This is a genomic window from Brevibacterium luteolum, from assembly GCF_025147615.1.
In the GTDB taxonomy this organism is placed as follows: domain Bacteria; phylum Actinomycetota; class Actinomycetes; order Actinomycetales; family Brevibacteriaceae; genus Brevibacterium; species Brevibacterium luteolum.
Map to the genome: position 1 here is coordinate 33,754 of NZ_JALXPM010000015.1, position 20,397 is coordinate 54,150.

The 20,397-nt window shown below is 67.0% G+C and carries 17 protein-coding genes; 13 read left to right on the forward strand and 4 right to left on the reverse strand.

Translation table 11 applies throughout. The features are described 5' to 3' along the window. Positions 1-1,003: 1,003 nt before the first annotated feature. The 3 genes from M3C25_RS05570 to M3C25_RS05580 form a co-directional block, all read right to left on the reverse strand. On the reverse strand, positions 1,004-2,011 hold the full coding sequence (locus tag M3C25_RS05570) for an IS481 family transposase (RefSeq protein WP_259855316.1): 1,008 nt from the start codon (positions 2,009-2,011) through the stop codon (positions 1,004-1,006). 618 nt (positions 2,012-2,629) lie between these two features. Next, the gene (locus M3C25_RS05575) at positions 2,630-3,649 is read right to left on the reverse strand and encodes an aminoglycoside phosphotransferase family protein (protein WP_102162605.1); all 1,020 of its coding nucleotides are present in this window, start codon (positions 3,647-3,649) and stop codon (positions 2,630-2,632) included. Between the two features lie 2 nt (positions 3,650-3,651). Continuing rightward, positions 3,652-4,629, reverse strand: coding sequence for a hypothetical protein (locus M3C25_RS05580; RefSeq protein ID WP_259855317.1), 978 nt, complete (start codon positions 4,627-4,629; stop codon positions 3,652-3,654). Positions 4,630-4,730: 101 nt separating this feature from the next. Between M3C25_RS05580 and rimP the strand changes: the two genes are divergently transcribed. The 12 genes from rimP (at position 4,731) to M3C25_RS05640 (ending at position 18,353) form a co-directional block, all read left to right on the forward strand. Beyond that, complete coding sequence (gene rimP, locus M3C25_RS05585) at positions 4,731-5,204, forward strand: ribosome maturation factor RimP (RefSeq protein WP_259836000.1); 474 nt, start codon at positions 4,731-4,733, stop codon at positions 5,202-5,204. Between the two features lie 155 nt (positions 5,205-5,359). Then, on the forward strand, positions 5,360-6,343 hold the full coding sequence (nusA, locus tag M3C25_RS05590) for a transcription termination factor NusA (RefSeq protein WP_102162608.1): 984 nt from the start codon (positions 5,360-5,362) through the stop codon (positions 6,341-6,343). Positions 6,344-6,409: 66 nt separating this feature from the next. Continuing rightward, the gene (locus M3C25_RS05595; RefSeq protein ID WP_165882585.1) at positions 6,410-6,661 is read left to right on the forward strand and encodes a YlxR family protein; all 252 of its coding nucleotides are present in this window, start codon (positions 6,410-6,412) and stop codon (positions 6,659-6,661) included. A gap of 131 nt (positions 6,662-6,792) precedes the next feature. After that, entirely contained in the window at positions 6,793-9,570 is a 2,778-nt protein-coding gene (infB, locus tag M3C25_RS05600) for a translation initiation factor IF-2 (RefSeq protein WP_259828566.1), read from the forward strand. 93 nt (positions 9,571-9,663) lie between these two features. Next, positions 9,664-10,104, forward strand: a complete 441-nt coding sequence (rbfA, locus tag M3C25_RS05605; RefSeq protein WP_102162611.1) for a 30S ribosome-binding factor RbfA — start codon at positions 9,664-9,666, stop codon at positions 10,102-10,104. A 143-nt stretch (positions 10,105-10,247) separates the two neighbouring features. Next, positions 10,248-11,048, forward strand: a complete 801-nt coding sequence (locus M3C25_RS05610) for a sulfite exporter TauE/SafE family protein (RefSeq protein ID WP_259797884.1) — start codon at positions 10,248-10,250, stop codon at positions 11,046-11,048. Between the two features lie 174 nt (positions 11,049-11,222). Continuing rightward, positions 11,223-12,110: a VldE C-terminal domain-containing protein gene (locus M3C25_RS05615; protein ID WP_259797883.1), complete on the forward strand. Its 888-nt coding sequence runs from the start codon at positions 11,223-11,225 to the stop codon at positions 12,108-12,110. 101 nt (positions 12,111-12,211) lie between these two features. Then, entirely contained in the window at positions 12,212-13,150 is a 939-nt protein-coding gene (gene truB / locus M3C25_RS05620) for a tRNA pseudouridine(55) synthase TruB (RefSeq protein ID WP_259855318.1), read from the forward strand. 87 nt (positions 13,151-13,237) lie between these two features. Then, positions 13,238-14,185 carry a bifunctional riboflavin kinase/FAD synthetase gene (locus M3C25_RS05625; protein WP_259797879.1) on the forward strand — a complete coding sequence of 316 codons (948 nt, stop codon included), beginning with the start codon at positions 13,238-13,240 and terminating at the stop codon, positions 14,183-14,185. A gap of 103 nt (positions 14,186-14,288) precedes the next feature. After that, complete coding sequence (gene rpsO, locus M3C25_RS05630) at positions 14,289-14,558, forward strand: 30S ribosomal protein S15 (protein WP_102162614.1); 270 nt, start codon at positions 14,289-14,291, stop codon at positions 14,556-14,558. Positions 14,559-14,854: 296 nt separating this feature from the next. Then, positions 14,855-17,068, forward strand: a complete 2,214-nt coding sequence (locus M3C25_RS05635) for a polyribonucleotide nucleotidyltransferase (protein WP_259828567.1) — start codon at positions 14,855-14,857, stop codon at positions 17,066-17,068. A gap of 76 nt (positions 17,069-17,144) precedes the next feature. Continuing rightward, on the forward strand, positions 17,145-18,353 hold the full coding sequence (locus M3C25_RS05640) for a M16 family metallopeptidase (RefSeq protein ID WP_311200503.1): 1,209 nt from the start codon (positions 17,145-17,147) through the stop codon (positions 18,351-18,353). Positions 18,354-18,446: 93 nt separating this feature from the next. Here M3C25_RS05640 and M3C25_RS05645 read toward each other — a convergent pair whose 3' ends face one another. Further along, a complete protein-coding gene (locus tag M3C25_RS05645) occupies positions 18,447-19,250 on the reverse strand; it encodes an amidohydrolase family protein (RefSeq protein ID WP_259797873.1) in 804 nt (267 codons plus the stop codon). 501 nt (positions 19,251-19,751) lie between these two features. Between M3C25_RS05645 and M3C25_RS05650 the strand changes: the two genes are divergently transcribed. Then, a complete protein-coding gene (locus M3C25_RS05650; RefSeq protein ID WP_102162619.1) occupies positions 19,752-20,378 on the forward strand; it encodes a superoxide dismutase in 627 nt (208 codons plus the stop codon). The last annotated feature ends 19 nt before the right edge of the window (positions 20,379-20,397 follow it).

Below are 20,397 nucleotides of genomic sequence, written 5' to 3' on the forward strand. Positions count from 1 at the left end.
AAAAGATGCTTATCCCTCACGCCCCCTGTTCTCTGTCGTGACGCTGGAACGCGGCGGCATGAGGAATACCGTGTCGCGAATGCTGGCCCGTTCTCAGCCGCATTTACACATTGCAACGACGCTTTTGGGGGCCGTGAAGCGCAGGGGCCCCAGATGTTGCCATGGCTTTAACAGCATCCGTTGCCACGCTGCCCCGGGGAACGGCAGTCCGAGCGATCACTTCAACCACCGATACGTCTTCGACAACCCAACGAAATTCGCTGGGTTCCCGGCCGGCCGCGACCGCCCCCGCCGTCTTAACGCTCATCGCACACATAGGCCAACGAGGCGTTGCATCCGATCGCCCCATCCAGCTCAAACTCGACCTGGAAGACCCGACAGACTTGGTCTTTCAGCTTGACCGTCTTCGCTTCGACAACCCAGCAACAAAGCCGATGCTCCACCGACTGCAATACGCCTGGGTGTAAGGGGTAGAACGTCGCGGACCGCATCCAGATATTGGTCGTAGCGGTCCGTTCCGTGCCATCGATAGAATAGATCAGAACCTGAGCCGCCTGGGCCGCGAGTCGCAGGAAGTCGGGGTAGCTGACCTCACATCCAGGGCAAGAATAGATCAGCGGGGCCCGGTTCTTCGATTCTCTCTGCTCAACATGCCGTGACACCATTCGCCGCGTCGTCCTATCCAGACTCAAGACTGAAGAAGTGAACTTGCACTCCGGCCTCGGTACTGAATAGGTTCCCGCAGCAAGTGATATGCTACGTTGATCGACATCGGTCGGGGGAATATTGGAATCAACGCGGAACGACGCACTAAACGTCATGTTCCCAAATTTACCCTTTGTACTCAGCGCGCCGGAAGTAAGTCCTGCCGACCAGCTGCCCGCAATTTCGGCACGAACGCTCACAGGCTTTGCGCCAGCACGGACCATGAGCCGCGACAACTCCAGGCGGGCTCCTTGCGTGGCCGTGGCCTTAAAATCTGGACAGAACAAGTCAGTGAGGCCTAGATGTATGAGGTCATGACGTTGTCTACACGTTCGTGGACTCGGCTGGCCGGTGGCTGATCTGCACAGGCGGTATGAGGCCGATGATAGTTGTAGTGATGGACCCACACCCCGACCGCCTTCCGGCGGGCCTGCTCGGACTCATAGACGCGCGCATAGAGGCACTCCTCGGCAAGCAGCCGCTGGTAGCGTTCGACCTTCCCGTTATGCCGCGGCGTGTACACACGTGTGCGCTGATGCCGCGAGGCGTGCGACTGCACGGCCGCCACGAACCGTGAGGCCCGGTAGTTCGCCCCGTTGTCCGTCACGACTCGGATGAGTCGGGTGATGCCGTGGGCGGCGAAGTACGCGCGAGCCCGGGCGAAGAACCCGATCGTGGTCTGTGCTGTCTCGTCCTCGAGGGCTTCGGTGTAGGCCAGCCGGGAGTACCCGTCAATGGCTGAGTGCAGGTAGGTGTAGCCGACGCGCTGCTTGTGCGCGCGCTTGGACGCCAGCGCTTTGCTGCTGCCGCGTCCGTGCGCCCACCAGCCGCCCCCGTCGGGGATCTTCCCGACCTTCTTCACGTCCATGTGGAGCATGTGGCCGGGGAACCTGGCGGTGATCGTCCCGACTGTCCGGTTGTTCTCTCCTGTCGGGTCGAGGTCGCGACGACGGTTGATCCCGAGCCGCTTCAGCCAGCGGGACACTGTGCGCAGGCAGCAGTGATGGCCGAGCCGGGCCAGTTCGTGGTGGATGCGCCGTGCTGACCATTTGTGATCGCGACGCCAGCGGTCGATCAGCTCCAGCACCTCGAGGGGGATTCGCGTGGGGCGGCCTGTTGGCGCGCTGGGGCGGTCCTCAAGCCCGTCGGTGCCTTCGGCTCGGTAGCGTGCGACCCATTTCGTGAGTGTGGAGCGAGCGATGCCGGCTTCCGTTGCGACGTGAGCGATGGGCCGGCCACCTGCGAGGACGCGGGTGACGAGGCGGTGTCTTCCTTCCGGGGTCAGCGGGGCGTTAGCGTGGGTCATCGGAACGGGTCTCTTTCTGCTGGATGGTTGCTTAGACACCACCCATCGTGCAGTCCAGGGGCCCGTTCCTTCATCCCCGGTCGGTGACTACAACGTCATGACCCACAACACCTAGAGGGCTCAGCGACAGCATCGCAGGCGTCCTCGCGGCAGCGGCATCTGGTCAACGGTGCGCAGCCGCTGCGGCCCGGTTCGGTCTCAACGGCACCCCGGCTGCGATCGAGTACGTCGGCTGCGAGATCATCCCGCGGGTGCGTGCGCTCGAAGCCGACCTCGCCCGAGCCCGTGGCGTCGAGTTGCAGGCAGGCCCGCAGCCGGCGGCGGCGATTGCGTGGGGTGATGCGACAGACAGCAGACCGAAATCCGGCGCGCAGGGGCCGGAACCGTAGAGGTTTCGGTCCCCAAAGCTTCGCTGCTCTCCGGCGTCAGCCGACGGGTACGCGCACCGGCGGTTCGAGGGGCTGCCGTTGAGAAGGACAATGCGCGGCATGGGTTCCGGCCTTTCGCCACGGGGACGGGCTGACCGTTCACACGCTCAAGCGCACCGCGGGCAGGCGCGCTTCTGACCGTCATGTCATCGCCTGTCATATGACGTCACGTCCAGGCAGCCGGCAGCCCTCAGCCGAGGCGCTTGAGGTCGTGGGCGCTGACGCCGCCGACGCTGACCCCGCACATCGCCCGGCACACCCACAGCGAGCGGGCGGCGTCGCCGAAAGCCTTCTGCGTGCCCTTATAGGCAGAGCGAAGGTACCAGAACATGTTCTCCAGCTCGCGGACGACCGTTGCGCCCATGCCGTAGGCGGCTTCGATTTCGGCGTGATGACACAGCCGGTGGGCGAACTCGCGCAGCCACTGTGCCTGCTCTTCACCGGTGGGCCGGGGGATCTCATACAGCCGGTTCCACAGGACCGGGGCGACCATATAGGCCGTCGGGCCGGTCAGCGGCTGCGGGTCGATCGCCTTCCAGGTGGCTACCCCGCTGAGGTCCGGGTGGCCGGCGAGGATGTTGTAGTAGTGAAGGTCGGCGTGCAGCAGCCAGTGCTCATCGGAGGATGCCAGCTTCTCCATCCACATCCGGGCGCTGTCGAGCACCTGATAGTCCTGGGCGGAGAATTCCGGGAAGTCGCGCACGAGCGCGCAGTCGGCCTGGAAGGTCTCCAGCCATTTCGCGGCGATGTCCTGCACGCGCACGAACCCCGGCACGCCGGGGACCTTGAGCGCGCGGACGAGCTGGCCCCAGATCGGCGGCACGCTGCCCAGCGGCTCGGTCGAGAGGTTGACGGTGGTGCGCAGCCGCTCCTGCAGCGTCGCCCGGAACGAGCTGTCCTGTTCGAACACGCGCACCGCACCGTGGCCCTGCCAGGCCTGCAGGGCCTCGAGGACCTGCCGGTGGACCTGCGGGTTGGCGGTGTTGGGGGCGGCGAAGCGGATGATCGCCTGATAGTTCTCCTGTGTCAGCACGGGGATGACAAGGCTCTCAGCTCCAGCCCATGGCGAACCGGGCACCGGGTCGCGGGTGAGATTCCACCGGTCGAGCAGCTCGATGAGCATGAAGTCCAGCGCCTGCGCCCACGCGCTGGCGTATTCGGCGCCGATCACCTCAGCAGCCGAATTGAACAGCACAGCAGGTACGCGCATCGTCATCCTTCCGTTGTCGGCGTGGCGGTGGCAGGGTCGGTGATGTCGAAGCGCAGCGTCTGCAGCTGCCCGAGCTGTGCGCGGGCTGAAGCTGACTGCCACAGGCTCGCCAGCCCCAAGCGCGGGGCCTGCACATCGTCACCGAAGAGCGGCTGGATCCGCGTGATGAGCGCATCCTCATAGGCGGATCCGGCCGTCTCTGCTCCGGCGCTGGCCGGATCTGGGTCGATCTGCCAGGCCGGCCGATTCTCCGCTGCCGGGTGGCCGGCATCGGCCAGCCGCTCATTGGCCAGGTCGGCTGCGACATCGAGTTCGGTGATCCGGGTGCGCATCATCTGGCGGGCGGGCGCGTCAGCGGGGATGAGCACGGCGGTGCGCTCGTAGGCGTACGAGCCCTGATAGCAGGCCTCGGCGAAGGCGGTCAGCGCCTGCTGCTGCGGATCGGAGTCCTCGTCCTCGCCGGCCGGGGTATCGCTGCCGTCGCTCGGCGCGGCACCGGCGTTGGTGTCCGGCCGGTCGGCCGGCACAGCGCGGATCGTCTCCAGCAGCGCCTCAGCCCGGTCATCGCCGGCCTGCTGTAGGTGCAGCACCGCACCGACAGCGACATCGGCCAGCACCGCGCGCATCGAGTCGAGGTCATCGAAGCGGGTCACGATCGCCTCGGCGGCGGCATGCAGCCCGTCGGCATAGGTATAGGAATCCGGGCCCGAGGTGGGGGTCGGGGTGACGAGTTCTCTCGGCGGCGCCCACTCGGGCCCGACCGCTGCAGCCAGGGTGTCCACGACCTCGGCGTCGGTGCCATCAACCTCAGTGCGGGCGAGGATCCGGGCGACGGTGTTGCGCACCTCATCAGCGGTCGAGAGCGCAGGGACCTCCGGGTCGCGGTCGAGGCGCAGGCCGCAGCCGGAGAGCGCGAGCACCAGCGCTGCCGCCCCGCCGATGAGCGTCCGGCGGCTGATCCTCTTCCCCTGCAATGCCATGCTGACAATCCTAACGGCATGGACCTCCCCGCCGGCCCACCGCGTGCGGCCCGTCGGCAAAGGTCAGCCCATGTTCAGAGACCGCCCGTAGGGTGTGGGACATGGACAAGCACACAGCCCCCGTCAGGGACGCCATCGTCGAACCGCTGGCCGCCCGCGGCATCGTCGTCGAGGACATCACCGCCCATGTCGCCGGCCGCTTCCGCACGCTGACCGTCGTCATCGACCTCGACGGCACGACCACCGATCCGGTCTCGCTTGACCACATCACCGAGGCCACCCGCATCATCTCCGAGACCATCGACGACCTGCCGCTGTTCAACGACCACGCCTACGACCTGCAGGTCACCTCGCCGGGCGCGACTCGCCCGCTGCGCGAGATCCGTCACTTCCAGCGTGTGATCGGCCGCACCCTGGCCGTGCGCACTACTTCGGACGAGGAGTTCGAAGGCGTGCTGCTGACCGTCAGCGATGGTGACGCTCCCGAGGCGGCCTTCCGGCTTGCCGACGGATCGGAACGCAGCCAGAAGCTGGCTGGGATCGCCCACGCCGAGGCGGTCCTCCAGTTCAAATAGGCCCGCGCCTCGGCCCTGGGCAGGCGGCAGCAGACGACGATCGGATGCTTCCCTGGCCCAGGCAACTCCGCTAGGCTCAAGGGCACATCGCCCATACCGACAACTCAACAGCCGGCACGACCCCCACGGGTCCTGGTGCCGAGAAGGACTCAGCAATGGACATCGACCTCTCTGCGCTCCGTCTGATCGAGCACGAAAGGGAGATCCCGTTCGAAACGCTCGTCGAGCTCATCGAGCAGGCTCTCCTGACCGCCTACCAGCGCACTGAGGGCGCCTACCCGGACGCCCGTGCGGAACTCGACACCAAGACCGGCACCGCCACCATCTGGGCGGTGGAGTTCGACAACGACGACAACCCGATCGGCGAGTTCGACGACACGCCTGACGGATTCGGGCGGATCGCGGCGATGACCGCACGCAACATCATCCACCAGCGGCTGCGCGACGTTGAGGACGCCTCGGTGCTGGGGACCTTCAAGAACCGCGAAGGCGAGATCGTCTCCGGGCTCATCCAGCAGGGCCGCGATGAGCACATGATCCAGGTCGACCTCGGCGAGGTCGAGGCCGTGCTGCCGCCGCACGAACAGGTTCCCGGCGAGGAATACAGCCACGGCAACCGGATCCGCGTCTACGTCACCGATGTGCACAAGGGCCTCAAAGGGCCCTCGATCACGGTGTCGCGCTCGCACCCGAACCTCGTGCGCAAGCTGTTTGCGCATGAGTCCCCGGAGATCGCCGACGGCACCGTCGAGATCGTCTCGCTCTCCCGCGAGGCCGGCCACCGCACGAAGATGGCCGTGCGGGCCACGGTGCCCGGCGTCAACGCCAAGGGCGCCTGCATCGGCGAGCTCGGCTCCCGGGTGCGTGCGGTGATGGCCGAGCTGGGGGAGGAGAAGATCGATATCGTCGACTACTCCGACTCGCCGGCGAAGTTCGTCGCCAACGCGCTCTCACCAGCACGCGCGATGCGCGTCGATGTGCTCAACGAAGCCCAGAAGCTCGCCCGCGCCGTCGTCCCGGCCGACCAGCTGTCGCTGGCGATCGGCAAGGAGGGGCAGAACGCCCGCCTGGCCGCCAAGCTCACCGGCTGGAAGATCGACATCGTCACCCCCGAGGACGACGCCGCCGGCGAGGGCTGAGTGACGGCAGCGCCTGCGGGCAGTGTTAGACTGGCAGGCGTGGTATGTGCTGGTGAACCTCTGCGCATGTGTCTGGCATGCCGGAAGCGGGAGCCGATGAGTCGGCTCGTCAGGCTCGCAGTGGTTGACGAGAGCACACCGCACATTGCGGTTGACGCCCAGCGCAGGCTGCCCGGAAGGGGAGCCTGGATCCATCCCGATCAGCGCTGCGTCGACTCAGCAGTGAAGAGAAGCGCGTTCAGACGAGCGCTGCGCACCCAGGCTCCGGCCGGTGCACAGTTGCTCGATGACATCCGTCGGATTACGGAAAGCAGATGAACCGAATGGAAACCCAGCAGTGAGTGCTCAGAAATGACACCCGACGCATACGGTCGTGAGCAGTGAAATGAGAACTGTTCACTCACGATGAGGTTCCTTCCTGTCCGGGAAGGAACCCGGACAGGAGAAAAGTGGCAAAGCCCCGTGTCCATGAGCTCGCAAAGGAGCTCGGCACAACAAGCAAAGACGTGCTGGCGAAGCTGCAGGAGATGGGCGAATTCGTCCGCACTGCATCCTCGACAGTCGAAGCACCGGTGGTGCGCAAGCTGAAGGAAGCCTACGGCGACTCCGGCAGCGCAGGTGCGAAGAAGGACAAGGCTGCACAGAAGCCTGCCGCCCCGAAGCCGGGCGCGAAGTCCGCCCCCAAGCCCGGAGCCTCCGGCAGCGCCAAGCCTGCCGGCCCGGCAGCCGAGGAGAAGAAGGCAGCTGCCCCGAAGCCGGCCGCCAAGCCCGGCCAGGCAGCCCCGATGCCGGGCGCGCAGCCCGCTCCCAAGCCTGCCCCCAAGCCCGGCGCCGCCGGTGCCAAGCCCGGACCGCGCCCCGGTGGCGGCCGCGGCAGCGCGCGCCCTGGCAACAACCCGTTCGCACCCTCCCAGGGGATGCCCAAGCCCGGCGCCAAGCCCGGACCGCGCCCCGGTGGCGGCCGCGGCGGCGCGCGCCCTGGCAACAACCCGTTCGCACCCTCGCAGGGGATGCCCAAGCCCGGTGCCAAGCCGGGACCGCGTCCCGGCGGCAGCGGTGACGCTGCCCGCACCGGCGGCGGCCCGAAGCCGCGCGGCGGCAAGCCGGCCCCGCGTCCGGGTGCACCGCGCCCGAACCCGGCGATGCTGAAGAACTCCGCCCTGGCCAAGCCCGCGCCTTCGCGCGGCGGCGGCCGGGGACCCGGCGGCCCGGGCGGCCCCGGCGGCGGTCCCGGTGGACCTCCGCGCGGCGGACGTCCGGGTGGTCCGCGCGGCTCCGGTCGCGGTCGCGGCGCCACCCAGGGTGCCTTCGGCCGCGGCGGCGGTCGTGCACGGAACAAGAAGTCCAAGCGCGCAAAGCGCCAGGAGATGGAGCAGATGCAGGCTCCGTCGATCGGCGGCGTCACCGTTCCGCGCGGCGACGGCAGCACCCCGCTGCGCCTGCGCCGCGGATCCTCGCTGGCCGACTTCGCCGAGAAGATCAACACCGATCCGACGAACCTCGTCACGGTGCTCTTCCACCTCGGTGAGATGGCCACGATCACCCAGTCGCTGGACGAGGAGACCTTCCAGATCCTCGGCGAGGAGCTCGGCTACAAGATTCAGATCGTCTCGCCTGAGGACGAGGACCGCGAGCTGCTCGAGAGCTTCGACATCGACCTCGAGGCCGAAGCCGAGGCTGAGGACGATGAGGATCTGCAGGCCCGTCCGCCGGTCGTGACCGTCATGGGTCACGTCGATCACGGTAAGACGAAGCTGCTTGATGCGATCCGCTCGGCTGACGTCACAGCCAAGGAGGCCGGCGGCATCACCCAGCACATCGGCGCCTACCAGGTGTCGATGGAGCACGAGGGCGAGAACCGCCGCATCACCTTCCTCGACACCCCCGGTCACGAGGCGTTCACCGCCATGCGTGCCCGCGGTGCCAAGGCCACCGACGTCGCGATCCTCGTCGTCGCTGCCGATGACGGTGTCATGCCGCAGACCATTGAGGCGCTCAACCACGCCCAGGCTGCCGGTGTGCCGGTCGTCGTGGCGGTCAACAAGATCGATAAGGACACCGCGAACCCGCAGAAGGTCATGTCGCAGCTGACCGAATACGATCTCATCGCCGAGGAGTTCGGCGGCGAGACGATGTTCGTGCCGATCTCGGCGCTGCAGCGCAAGGGCATCGACGACCTGCTCGAGGCCGTGCTGCTGACCACTGATGCGGCACTGGACCTCAAGGCCAACCCGGACAAGTCCGCCCGCGGCATCGCCATCGAAGCCAAGCTCGACAAGGGCCGCGGTGCCGTTGCCACCGTGCTCGTCGAGTCCGGCACCCTCAAGCAGGGCGATGCGATTGTCTGCGGCACTGCCTACGGTCGTGTGCGTGCGCTGTTCGACGAGAACGGCCAGTCGGTCGAAGAGGCCGGACCCTCGCGTCCGGTGCAGGTGCTGGGACTGTCATCGGTGCCGCGCGCCGGTGACACGTTCCTGGCCACCGATGACGACCGCACTGCCCGCCAGATCGCGGAGAAGCGCGATGCCATCGAACGCAATGCCGCTCAGGCACGCGGACGCAAGCGCATCAGCCTCGAGGACTTCACCAAGGCGCTCGAAGAGGGCAAGGTCGACATGCTCAACCTCATCCTCAAGGGCGACGTCTCCGGTGCAGTCGAAGCACTCGAGGATTCGCTGCTCAAGATCGATGTGGGCGAGGAAGTCGACCTGCGGATCATCCACCGCGGCGTCGGTGCGATCACCGAGAACGACATCAACCTCGCCACCGTCGACAACGCGATCGTCATCGGCTTCAACGTCCGGCCCGAAGCCAAGGCCCGCGACCTGGCGGAGTCCGAGGGCGTCGATGTCCGGTACTACTCGGTCATCTACGACGCGATCGACGACATCGAGAACTCGCTCAAGGGCATGCTCAAGCCCGAGTTCGAGGAAGTCCACACCGGTTCGGCCGAGATCCGCGAAGTGTTCCGCTCCTCGAAGTGGGGCAACATCGCCGGCTGCATGGTCAAGGACGGCGTCATCAAGCGCAACTCCAAGGCCCGCATCACCCGCGATGGAGTCGTCGTCGGCGACAACCTCACAGTGGAGTCGCTGCGCCGCTTCAAGGACGACGCCACCGAGGTCCGCGAGGGCTTCGAGTGCGGTGTCGGACTCGGCAGCTTCAACGACATCCGCGAAGGCGACCTCATCGAGACCTTCGAGATGCAGGAGAAGCCGCGCGACTGACGCGACAGCATGACTGCCCGGCGCCTGCCCGTGACCTGCGGGCCGGCGCCCGTTCCACCGAAGAGGCCCGGCACACGAAGAGAAGGAACCACCATGGCTGATGCCACCCGCGCCAGGAAGATCGCCGACCGCATCAAGGTCATCGTCGCGCAGACGCTCGAGAAGCGGATCAAGGACCCGCGCCTGGGCTTTGTCACCGTCACCGACGTCCGCGTCACCGGCGACCTGCAGCACGCCTCGATCTTCTACACCGTCTACGGTGACGAGGATCAGCTCGTCTCCACGCAGGCAGCGCTGAATTCGGCCAAGGGGCTGATCCGCTCCGAGGTCGGCAAGGGACTGCAGATCCGGCTGACCCCGTCGCTGGAGTTCATCGCCGACTCGGTGCCGGCCGCAGCAGCCGAGCTCGAAGAGCTGCTCGCCCAGGCGGCAGCCCGCGATGCCGAGGTCGCAGCACTTGCCAAGGACGCCGCCCCGGCAGGGGAGGCCGATCCGTACCGCAAGCCGCACGAGGACGACGAGTCCCGCGACTGAGGCACCGGTCAGCATGACTGACTGCGCGCCGCGCACACAGAACTGAACAGCTGCAGGCAGGCACTGGAACCCCTCCGGTGCCTGCCTGACTGTCTGCCACGAGACACACCTGTGTCACCGGAACCAGGGGAGGAGCAGCCTGCATGGACTGGCCGATGAACACCGGTAGCATCGACGTGACGATGACTCTCGTGCTGCTGCTCCTGGCCGCCGGCCTGCTCGCCGGATGGATCGACGCCGTCGTCGGCGGCGGAGGCCTCATCCAGCTGCCGGCTCTGCTCATGGTCCCCGGCATCACCCCAGTCCAGGCGCTGGCGACGAACAAGGTCGGGTCCATCGCCGGGACCACCGCATCGGCACTGACCTATCTTTCCCGGGTCAGACCGGACAAGTCAGCGACGATCCCCGCCTCGGTCACCGCGCTCCTCGGGGCGATCCTCGGCGCCCGCGTCGCCACCCTGCTGCCGACGGCCGTGTTCGAACCCGTGATCCTCACTGCGCTTGTCGCCGTGGCCGTCTTCACCCTGCTCAAACCCCAGCTCGGTCTGGTCGCCCAGCTGCGCTTCGGCGAGCACTCCAAACGACACCACGCGATCTCCTGGCTCATCGGACTGCTCATCGGGTTCTACGACGGTCTGCTCGGCCCGGGCACCGGCTCCTTCCTCGTCATCGCCTTCGTCTCCATCATCGGCTTCGACTTCCTCCACGCGTCGGTCATGGCGAAGATCGTCAACTGGGCGACCAACCTCGGGGCGCTGCTGTACTTCGTCCCCAACGGCCACGTCATCTGGGCACTCGGGTTGGCAGTGGCGACCGGCAACGTCGTCGGCGGGTTCATCGGCGCCCGCACCGCGATCCGGCTCGGCAGCGGGTTCGTGCGCGTTGTGTTCCTCGTCGTCGTCACCGCGCTCATCCTCAAACTCGGGTTCGACTTCCTCTTCTGACACCGCGTTAACCCTGGTGAGCGGCAGTCCTGCCGGCTGGTGGAAACGTCCGGCGCCGAGGTGTGACAGAGCTCGCAGAGATGAGCTTCCGTCATCGTTTTGTTATCGCCTGGGATGCCGTTACACTTTTACGAGATCACAGAACGATTACAGCTTTGTTAAGGGATAGTCGAATTGGGTAAGCACTCTGATCCGAACCAGTCGTCCTGGGCCTCCAGCGCCCGCACGCTCGTCCGCGATCTCAGCCGCGTCGGACGCTCCGGCAGCGGACGGCACTCCGCCGATCAGGCCTCAACCGCCACCGGCGTCATCAAGACCATCAAGCGCAAGCCGATGGTGGCAGCCATCGCCATTCCGGCCGCTGCGACCACTGCGATCGTCGCCTCCTCCTTCGCGCTCGGACCCAACAGCGAGTCCGGCGTCGTCAAGACCGAACAGCAGGCAGCCTCCTCGCCGGTGCCCGAAGAGGACATCAGCCTCGTCGACGAAGACGCGCTCAACCAGCAGCGCGAAGAAGCCGCCAAGGCCTACGAAGAGGGACTGAAGGACAACAAGGACTACCAGAGCAAGTCCGGTGCCGTCAGCGCAACCACCCCGAAGCCGGAGCCGAAGCCGACCGCCGCGTCGAGCAGCTCCTCGAAGTCGACGACCAAGCGCGGCGGCGATGACACCGCCTCCCGCTCCAAGGGACGCGACACCAGCGTCTCCTACGAAGCCTGCAGCGTGTCCTCGAGCATCGAATCCGGTCTGCAGCCGGTGGCCGTTAACGGCTACCGTGCGATCTGCGCGAACTTCCCCGAGGTCAAGTCCTACGGCGGACACCGCAACCAGGCCGGCTCGGATCACAACAGCGGCATGGCCGTCGATGCGATGATCCGCGGCTCGGTCGGCGACCAGATCACGAAGTTCCTCATCGACAACCGCCAGGAGCTCAACGTCAAGTACGTCATCTGGGAGCAGAAGTACTACGCCTCCACCAACGGCTGGAAGGGCAAGCCGATGGAGAACCGCGGCGGCGACACCGCCAACCACTACGACCACGTGCACGTCTCCTTCAAGTGACGTGACCGGCGGGCCGCCCACCCGCACCGACTCTCCCACAGCAGGCTCAAGCGCTAGGCTTGAGCCTGCTGTCATGTCCGCCGAGAGACCGGAGACCCCTCATGGCCAAGCGCACCGACTCGCCGGTCAACGGCATCCTCATCATCGACAAACCCACCGGCATGTCCTCCCACGCAGTCGTCTCCCGGCTGCGCCGCTGGTACGGCACCCGGCGGGTCGGCCACGCAGGCACGCTCGACCCGATGGCCACCGGGGTGCTCGTGGCCGGCCTGGGCCGCGGCACCAAACTGCTGACCTACCTCGTCGGCCTCGACAAGACCTACACCGCCACCATCCGGCTCGGCGCCTCCACCCCATCCGATGACGCCGACTCAGCAGCCGACCGGTTCGCCGACCCCGCCGCCCTGGCCGCCGTCACCGACGAGCAGATCCACGCCGGCGTCGACTCGATGCGCGGGCCGATCGAACAGGTGCCCAGCGCCGTCTCGGCGATCAAGGTCGACGGCAAACGCGCCTACCAGCTCGTCCGCGCCGGTACCGACGTGCAGCTCGCAGCCCGGCCGGTGACGATCACCGGCTTCGACATCCACGACATCCGCCGGCACCTCGACACCGACCCGCCGGCCATCGACCTCGACGTCACCGTCTCCTGCACCTCGGGCACCTACATCCGGGCACTGGCCCGCGACCTCGGCGCAGGCCTCGGTGTCTACGGCCACCTCACCGCACTGCGCCGCACCCACGTCGGTCCCTTCGAACTGCCCGGCCACCAGCTGCCAGACGACCTCACCACTCCCGAGGCGGTGCAGCCTCCCGTACCGATCGACCTCGCCACCGCTGCCGCGCAGGTCCTGCCGGTGCGCGATCTCACAGCCGAGGAGTCACGAGCCCTGCTCAGCGGCCAGTTCATCGACCCGGCCACCGCCTCGGGACCGGGGCCCTGGGCCGGCATCTGCTCCGGTGAGCTCATCGCCGTCATCGAACGCCGCGGCGAGAAGCTCAAGACCGCCGCCGGCATCGCCCAGCAGCCCCCGGCATGAGCAGAGCAGGGCTGAGCGTGCGGTAACGTTGTGGCGGTATTCGACACCAGCGATATGAGACCAGCGACGCCTGGGAAGGGGCGAGAAGTGGAAGTTCTCTGGGACATCGACCAGATCCCACCCGATTTCGGTCACACCGCCGTCACGCTCGGCAACTTCGACGGCGTGCACCGCGGCCACCAGGCCGTGCTCGGCCAGCTCGCCGAGCTCGCCCGCGCACGCGGCCTGCGGTCCCTGGCGATCACCTTCGACCCCCACCCGCGCAGCGTCCACGCCCCCGACTCGGCACCCGAGCAGATCACCGGGCTGACCGAGCGGCTGGCCCGGATGTCGGAGACCGGCATCGACGCAGTGCTCGTGCAGCGCTACTCACTCGACTTCGCCGACCAGACCGCTGAGGACTTCGTCAACGACTACCTCGTCGGCCGGCTGCGCGCCAAGCTCGTCGCCGTCGGCCGCGACGTGCGCTTCGGCCGCGGCAACCACGGCACCATCGAGACCCTCAAACGGCTCGGCGCCGACAACGGCCTGGAGATCGTCACCATCGACGACGTCGGCCACGCCCCTGATACGACCGGCCGGGACTCCTCGACTCTCGTGCGCGAACTGCTGGCCGAAGGCCGCGTTGACGCCGCCGCCGAGGTGCTCGGCTCCCCGCACACCGTCGTCGGCACCGTCGTCCACGGCGATGCCCGCGGCCGTGAGCTCGGTTTCCCGACCGCCAACCTCGGCGAGGACAGCGAGGGAATGGTGCCCGCCGATGGCGTCTACGCCGGCATCGCCCACTTCGATTCCGACCCCGAGGGTTACCCGGCGGCGATCTCCGTGGGCACCAATCCGACCTTCGACGGCGTCTGCCGGCGGGTCGAGGCCTATGTGCTCGACAAGGAGTTCGCCGACTTCGACGTCTACGGATCGACCATGAGCCTGGAGTTCGTCAAGCTCATCCGCGGCCAAATCACCTTCGACGGAATGGAGGACCTCATCGCCCAGATGCACGAGGATGTCTCCGAAGTCCGCAGTGTGCTAAGCTGATCGACGCTGTCTTTTCAGCATGCCGTCACGCCGGCCGCGGTCTGACAGGGCCGGAGCAGAAGGCTCCGGCGCCGCGCAACGACGTGGAAGAAGGAGAGATCTCATGGCACTTGATCCGAAGGTCAAGCAGGACATCATCAAGGAATATGCAACTCACGAAGGCGACACGGGATCTCCCGAGGTCCAGGTCGCAATCCTGACCAAGCGCATCACCGACCTGACCGAGCACTTCAAGGAGCACAAGCACGACCACCACTCGCGTCGTGGCCTCCTGCTGCTCGTCGGTCAGCGCCGCCGCATGCTCAAGTACCTGCAGCAGATCGACATCGAGCGCTACCGCTCGCTCATCGCTCGCCTCGGCCTGCGCCGCTGAGCGAAAGCGATCTGCTCGACGCGACAGGGAATCGCCCGACACGGCGGTTCCCTCTCGCGTTTTCAGTGCAGGAGACCTGCTTGTTACACTGACCATGAGCCTGGAACCGGCAGCTGACGAAGCTCCGGTGGTCGGTAGTGGCCTCCGCACCTCGTGCGTGGGTCTCGATCGATGACCGGATCCCTTGCAGCCGGCTCGCGTGTGCGCAGTCCTGCCCACCCGCCGCAGATCTTTCAGCGCAGGCGATCCGCGCGCCGGGCAGAGAGCCCGAGCGCAGAACCCGAATGGAGAAACACTTGGGAATCAATCCCGAATCTGCAGTTGCCCACATTGACAACGGGCGCTTCGGCTCCCACACCGTCCGCTTCGAAACCGGCCGCCTGGCCCAGCAGGCCGCAGGCTGTGCTGTCGCCTACCTCGACGACGAGACGATGCTGCTCTCGGCGACCGCCGTGAGCAAGAACCCGAAGGAGCACCTCGACTTCTTCCCGCTCACCGTCGACGTCGAAGAGCGCATGTACGCCGCCGGCCGCATCCCCGGCTCGTTTTTCCGCCGCGAGGGACGCCCCTCGACCGATGCGATCCTCGCCTGCCGCCTCATCGACCGGCCGCTGCGCCCGTCGTTCGTCAAGGGCCTGCGCAACGAGGTGCAGATCGTCGTCAACGTCATGGCGATCCACCCCGACCACATCTACGACACCCTGGCCATCAACGCCGCCTCGATGTCGACCCAGCTCTCCGGTCTGCCGTTCTCCGGCCCGATCGGCGGCGTGCGCGTCGCCCTCATCGACGACCAGTGGGTTGCGTTCCCGAACCACTCGCAGCTGGAGAACGCCGTGTTCGACATGGCGGTTGCCGGCCGTGTCGTCGGTGACGACGTCGCCATCATGATGGTCGAGGCCGAAGCGTCGGAGAACGCCTGGAACACCATGCGCACCGGCGGCACCGTCCCGACCGAGGAGATCGTCGCCGAAGGCCTCGAAGCCGCCAAGCCGTTCATTCAGGAGCTGTGCCGCGCCCAGCAGGAGCTGGCCGACAAGGCCGCCAAGCCCGTCGCCGAGTTCCCGGTGTTCAAGCCCTACGAGGACGACGTCTACGCCGCCGTCGAATCCGCTGCCCGCGAGCAGCAGACGAAGAACTTCCAGATCGCTGACAAGAAGGAGCGCGAAGCCGCCGGTGACGAACTCCTCGCAAAGGTGCTCACCGACCTCGGCGAGCAGTTCGAAGGCCGCGAGCAGGAGATCGTCGCAGCCCTCGATGCTCTGACCAAGGACATCGTGCGCAAGCGCATCCTCACCGACCAGATCCGCATCGACGGCCGCGGTCTCAAGGACATCCGCCCGCTGACCGCCGAGACCGGCGTCATCCCGCGGGTGCACGGCTCAGCCCTGTTCGAGCGCGGCGAGACCCAGATCCTCGGCGTCACCACGCTCAACATGCTCAAGCTCGAGCAGCAGATCGACTCGCTGTCGCCGGTCACCTCGAAGCGCTACCTGCACCACTACAACTTCCCGCCGTATTCGACCGGTGAGACCGGCCGAGTCGGCAGCCCCAAGCGCCGCGAGATCGGCCACGGCGCACTCGCCGAGCGCGCGCTCGTGCCGGTGCTGCCCAGCCGCGAGGAGTTCCCGTACGCGATCCGCCAGGTCTCCGAGGCCCTCGGCTCGAACGGTTCGACCTCAATGGGCTCGGTGTGCGCTTCGACCCTGTCGATGCTCGAAGCCGGTGTGCCGCTGCGCGCCCCGGTCGCCGGCATCGCCATGGGCCTGGTCTCCGACGTCATCGACACCGCTGACGGACCGCAGACCGCCTACGCCGCACTGACCGACATCCTCGGTGCCGAGGACGCCTTCGGCGACATGGACTTCAAGGTCGCAGGCACCAAGGACTTCATCACCGCCATCCAGCTCGACACCAAGCTCGACGGCATCCCGGCCTCGGTCCTGGCCGCAGCGCTCAAGCAGGCCAAGGACGCCCGCCTCGTGATCCTCGATGTCATGAACGAGACCATCTCCGCACCGGCGGAGATGAACCCGACCGCACCGCGGATCATCTCGGTCAACATCCCGGTCGACAAGATCGGCGAGGTCATCGGCCCCAAGGGCAAGATGATCAACCAGATCCAGGAGGACACCGGCGCTGAGATCAGCATCGAAGACGACGGCACGGTGCTCATCGGCGCCACCGACGGCACCTCGGCTGAAGCGGCGCGCTCGGCGATCAACGCGATCGCCAACCCGCAGGTCCCCGAGGTCGGTGAGCGCTACCTCGGCACCGTCGTCAAGTGCATGTCCTTCGGTGCCTTCGTCTCGCTGACCCCGGGCAAGGACGGCCTGCTGCACATCTCCGAGCTCAAGAAGCTCAACGGCGGCAAGCGCGTCGAAGACGTCGAAGACGTCCTCGGTGTCGGGCAGAAGATCCAGGTCGAGATCACCAAGGTCGACGACCGTGGCAAGCTCTCGCTCGTCCCGGTCGCAGGCGAAGAGGAAGAAGCAGACGAACAGGAGTAATCCTCTGCACACCGAACAGCTCCTGGGGGAGGACAGCAGCGTCTGGCGCTCTGTCCTCCCTTCGGGTATCCGTGTCATCACCGAGACCATGCCCTCGCTGGCATCGGAGACCGTCGGCGTGTGGGTCGACTCCGGCTCCCGCGACGAAACCGACCTGACGGCAGGCTCGACCCACTTCCTCGAGCACATGCTGTTCAAGGGCACCACCAGCCGGTCAGCCAAGCAGATCGCGCAGATTTTCGACCGCACCGGCGGCGAGTCCAACGCCGTGACCTCGAAGGAGTACACCTGCTACTTCTCCCGCTGCCTGGTCGACGACCTGCCGCCGGTCACCGACCTGCTGTGGGACATGGTGCTGCACGCCACGCTCGATGCCGGCGAGTTCGAACGCGAACGCGGCGTCATCGTCGAAGAGCTCGCGATGGCCGCCGACGACCCGACCGATGTGCTGTACGAGAAGTTCGACACCCTCGTATACCCCGGCCACCCGCTCGGCCGGCCGGTCGGGGCGACGAAGGAGCAGATCCGCACCCTTGCCCACACCGTGCTGCGCGAGCACTACGAGACCGCCTATATCGGCCCGCGGCTGGTCTTCACCGCAGCCGGCGGGGCCACGCATGAGCAGATCGTCGAGCTCGTCACCAAAGCGACCGCGCACCTACCGCAGGCCGCGCCCGAGGTGGTCCGCCCGTCGCGTGTCGCGCCTGAATTCGCCTCGGGAACCGCATGCATCGGCAAGGACACCGAACAGCAGGGCATCATCATCGGCATGCCAGGGCTGAGCGAAGGCGATGAGCGCAGGTTCGCGTTCTCCGTCATGTTCTCGCTGCTCGGCGGCGGCATGTCCTCGCGGCTGTTCCAGTCCGTGCGCGAAGACCGCGGGCTGGCCTACTCCGTGCACGGCATCGCCTCCCGGTATTCGGATTCAGGCCAGTTCGGCATGTACGCCGGCTGCGCCCCGCAGGCCGCCCAGGACGTCATCGACCTGTGTGTTGCCGAGTTCGAACGCCTCGCCTCCGACCTGCCCGCCGAGGAGGAGGTCGCCGACATCGTCGCCCAGGCAGCCGGGTCGATGATGCTGAGCCTGGAGAGCTCCGCTGTGCGGATGAACCGGCTGGCCCGCTCCGAGCTCGCCAGTCTGCCGCTGGAGTCCCCGCAGAATCTGCTCGACACCGTCCGCAAGGTCACCCCAGCCGAGGTCTCGGCGGTCGCTGCCGACCTCGCTGCCGGCCCGCGCGCCCTCGTCACCCTCGGCCCGCGCGAGGACCTGCGCCTGCCGCACTGACACCGGCGACAGGCACAATGACGCGGGCTCCAGGCGCAGTGACACGGGCTCTAGGGGAGCGACACCGGCACCAGAGGAACTGGCGCGGGCTGCTCAGCTGAGTTCGGAGCTGGCTGCGCCGCTGTGATCTGTGCGCAGGTAGAGCCCGGCCGCATTGCCCCACAGTGCCGCCTGCGCCTGCTCAGCAGTCAGCACGTCGCGGACGAGGGTGAGATCGTCGTCGGCGAACGGCCGCGGCGCTCGCGTCGAGGGCAGGTCGGTGCCGGCCATGAGGGCCTGCGGGTTCGCCTCGGCGATCTGCTGCAGAGCGCGGGCTGGGTCGAGATCGATGCGGCCGAGACCGGTGGCCTTGACCTTCGCCCCGGCCTCAGCGAGGCGCAGCAGCTGCGGAAACCCAGCCTGCGAGAGCCCGAGGTGGTCGATGCTCACCTGCGGCAGCCGGGTCAGCAGCGGGCTGAGCTCGCCGAGATCGCGGGCGTCGAGATAGAACTCGGCATGCCAGCCGGCACGCTCCCAGACCCGGGTGGCGAGCTGCTCGACATCGTCGATGCCAGCCGAACCTCCACGGCGCAGATTGAACCGCACCGCCCGCACCCCAGCGGCATCGAGCGCATCGATCTGCGCGTCCGTGACACTGACCGGCACCTGCGCGACCCCGACGAAACCCGGCCCGAGCGCCTCAAGCGCTGCGACAAGATACGTCTGGTCGAAGCCCTGGAACGACCCGGAGACCACCGCGCCGCCGGTGACCTCCATGCCGACCGAGTCAGGCAGGCCTGCGATGCGCTGCCGGTAGTCGGCGACGGCGAAGGGATCGGGCAGATACCCGTCATTGGCCGTGAGCGGAAAAGCAGGGTCGATGATGTGCAGGTGGGCGTCGAAGACCTGCTGCATCATGACTCCTCATCTCAGGTGATCCGGTTGCCGGCCATCCTAACCGCGGCAGACCCCGGCAGGCCTGCGGCAGCGCTGTGCGCAGGGGAGAGGAGTAGGATCGGAGACCGCACCCCGCCTCCCCGAGACGAATGAGACTCCCATGACCCCCTCGTCAGCCGAGCAGACCAGCACCTCGGACACCACCGCCTCGGGCCCAGTGACCGGCACCCGCCTCCCGCCCCGTCCGCCATCGGCACTATCGGCGCCGTCTGCGCGCCGTTCCACCACCGGCTGGAGGGGGCTGCGCGGATCGCCTGGGGATTCATCTCGCTCATCGGCGGCGTGTGCTGCGTGCCGACTGCCATGTACGTCGGCACCTTCCTCTTCGGACCATGACGAGATATTCACTTCCTTAGTTCTGAAACTGATTGAGCGATGGAATAAGGTGGGTAGCGAGCTCGTTATGCCGGACAGAGCCTGGCACAACCGACGGGCCGTCATCCACGTATGAGGAGGATTCTCATGGTTGAGCAGTACACGCTCCCGGACCTGCCCTATGACTACGCAGCACTTGAGCCGCATATCTCGGCCAAGATCATGGAGCTGCACCACGATAAGCACCACGCCACCTACGTCAAGGGCGCCAACACCGCCTTGGAGCAGCTGGCCGAGGCCCGTGAGTCCGGCGACCTGTCGAACCTGCCGAAGCTCACCCGCGACCTGCAGTTCAACCTCGGCGGCCATGTCAACCACTCGATTTTCTGGAACAACATGTCCCCGGACGGCGGCGACAAGCCGGTCGGCGAACTCGCAGCAGCCATCGACGACGCCTTCGGCTCGTTCGACAAGTTCCGCGAGCAGTTCACCACCGCCGCGACCACCATCCAGGGTTCGGGCTGGGCTGTGCTGTACTACGACGCACTCGGCGGAAACCTGCTCATCGGCCAGCTGAAGGACCAGCAGTCCGATATCCAGCTCGGCGGTGTGCCGGTTCTGCAGCTCGACATGTGGGAGCACGCCTTCTACCTCGACTATCAGAACGTCAAGCCCGACTACGTCAAGGCCTGGTGGAACGTCGTCAACTGGGAGGACGCCGGAGCCCGCTTCGAGCGCGCCCGCCAGCAGACCAAGGGCATGCTGCTCGGCTGAACCGCCGCGCACTGAACCC

Coding starts and splice junctions, on each gene's coding strand:
- M3C25_RS05570 (WP_259855316.1), bottom strand. CDS start 2,011: ATGACCCACGCTAACGCCCCGCTGACCCCGGAAGGAAGACACCGCCTC.
- M3C25_RS05575 (WP_102162605.1), bottom strand. CDS start 3,649: ATGCGCGTACCTGCTGTGCTGTTCAATTCGGCTGCTGAGGTGATCGGC.
- M3C25_RS05580 (WP_259855317.1), bottom strand. CDS start 4,629: ATGGCATTGCAGGGGAAGAGGATCAGCCGCCGGACGCTCATCGGCGGG.
- rimP (WP_259836000.1), top strand. CDS start 4,731: ATGGACAAGCACACAGCCCCCGTCAGGGACGCCATCGTCGAACCGCTG.
- nusA (WP_102162608.1), top strand. CDS start 5,360: ATGGACATCGACCTCTCTGCGCTCCGTCTGATCGAGCACGAAAGGGAG.
- M3C25_RS05595 (WP_165882585.1), top strand. CDS start 6,410: ATGTGTCTGGCATGCCGGAAGCGGGAGCCGATGAGTCGGCTCGTCAGG.
- rbfA (WP_102162611.1), top strand. CDS start 9,664: ATGGCTGATGCCACCCGCGCCAGGAAGATCGCCGACCGCATCAAGGTC.
- M3C25_RS05610 (WP_259797884.1), top strand. CDS start 10,248: ATGGACTGGCCGATGAACACCGGTAGCATCGACGTGACGATGACTCTC.
- truB (WP_259855318.1), top strand. CDS start 12,212: ATGGCCAAGCGCACCGACTCGCCGGTCAACGGCATCCTCATCATCGAC.
- rpsO (WP_102162614.1), top strand. CDS start 14,289: ATGGCACTTGATCCGAAGGTCAAGCAGGACATCATCAAGGAATATGCA.
- M3C25_RS05645 (WP_259797873.1), bottom strand. CDS start 19,250: ATGATGCAGCAGGTCTTCGACGCCCACCTGCACATCATCGACCCTGCT.
- M3C25_RS05650 (WP_102162619.1), top strand. CDS start 19,752: ATGGTTGAGCAGTACACGCTCCCGGACCTGCCCTATGACTACGCAGCA.